The sequence below is a fragment of the Streptosporangium sp. NPDC003464 genome (assembly GCF_053588315.1).
The window spans coordinates 1-1,166 of record NZ_JBSFPS010000571.1; the positions used below are offsets into that span (position 1 = coordinate 1).

A 1,166-nucleotide genomic window follows, 5' to 3' on the forward strand; every position below is an offset into this window, starting at 1 on the left:
TGCGCGCCTTTCTCGCCCTCTCGGCCGGTGTCGGACTGGGGTCCCTGCTCGCCTTGCGGGCCGGTGTCGCCTTGCGGACCCTGTTCGCCTTGCGGGCCGGCCTCACCCTGGGGACCCTGCTCACCCTGCGGGCCTTGCTCGCCCTGTGGGCCGGTGTCGCCCTGGGGTCCCTGCTCACCTTGCGGACCCTGCTCGCCTTGCGGGCCTTGCTCGCCCTGTGGGCCGGTGTCGCCCTGGGGTCCCTGTTCGCCCTGTGGGCCGGTGTCACCTTGCGGGCCGGTGTCGCCCTGCTCGCCTTGCGGACCTTGTTCGCCTTGCGGGCCTTGCTCGCCCTGTGGGCCGGTGTCGCCGGTGTTACCTCTCGGGCCTTGGTCGCCGGTGTCGCCCTGAGGACCCTGCGGGCCCTGGTCGCCGGTGTCACCCTTGGGTCCCTGCGGGCCGGTGTCGCCTCTCGGGCCTTGGTCGCCGGTGTCGCCCTGAGGACCTTGCGGGCCCTGGTCGCCGGTGTCACCCTTGGGTCCCTGCGGGCCGGTCTCACCTTGAGGACCCTGTGGTCCGGTGTCGCCTTGAAGGCCGGTGTCGCCGGTGTCGCCCTTGGGACCCTGGTCGCCGGTCTCACCTCGTGGGCCCTGCGGGCCGGTGTCGCCCTGTGGCCCCTGTGGTCCCTGGGCGCCGGTGTCACCCCTCGTGCCCTGCGGGCCCTGGTCGCCGGTGTCACCCTTGGGTCCCTGCGGGCCGGTCTCACCCTGCGGTCCCTGCGGGCCGGTGTCGCCCGTGTCGCCCTTGGGTCCCTGTGGCCCGGTGTCGCCGGTGTCCCCCTTGGGGCCGCGCGGCCCCTCGACGCCCTGCGGCCCCTGCCTGCCCTGCGGTCCCTGCGGGCCGGTGTCACCCTTGGGTCCCTGAGGGCCGATCTCACCGCGAGCTCCAGGTTCGCCCTGCGGCCCCTGCCTGCCCTGCGGCCCCTGCGGGCCGATGTCGCCCTTGGGCCCTTGCGGGCCTGTCTCACCACGCCTGCCCGGCTCACCCTGAGGGCCGGTAGGGCCTGGGACTCCAGGCCTTCCCTGGTCGCCGGTGTCCCCCTTGGGGCCGCGTGGACCTTCGGCGCCCTGCGGCCCCTGCCCCACCGCGGCGGCCGCGCGCACCCCGCCGCGCGCCCACGCCGACAC

The 1,166-nt window shown here is 75.5% G+C and carries 1 protein-coding gene; it reads left to right on the forward strand.

Annotated features, from left to right (window positions below; all coding sequences use genetic code 11):
- The coding region (locus tag ACWDS7_RS48620; protein WP_451934849.1) for a hypothetical protein at positions 1-1,166 on the forward strand (1,166 nt) is incomplete at both ends.